At 75.1% G+C, this 237-nt stretch carries 1 protein-coding gene; it reads left to right on the top strand.

Annotated elements, in window-relative coordinates; all coding sequences use genetic code 11:
- On the top strand, nucleotides 1–237 hold a 237-nt coding region (locus ACQG3P_RS23325; protein WP_426806371.1), incomplete at both ends, for a chemotaxis protein CheB.

Raw genomic sequence — 237 nt, 5'->3', positions numbered from 1 at the left:
AACGCCGGTGCGCCCACCCTGGTGCAGGACGAAGCCACCAGCGTGGTCTGGGGCATGCCCGGCGCCGCCATCAAGCTCGGCGCCACCGACGAGCAGGTTCCGCTGGAGCGGATCGCCGAACGCCTGATGGCGCTGGCGCGGGGATCACACCCCGACGCTGCGCGTCGCCGCACGTCCAACGGTCGTGCGCTACCTGCCGCGACCGGGCCGCACGACCAGCGGGCGGGCGCGACCGGC

The sequence above is a fragment of the Stenotrophomonas sp. SrG genome, assembly GCF_050031795.1.
GTDB lineage: Bacteria > Pseudomonadota > Gammaproteobacteria > Xanthomonadales > Xanthomonadaceae > Stenotrophomonas > Stenotrophomonas rhizophila_A.
This window is presented reverse-complemented; position numbering and strand designations above follow the sequence as displayed.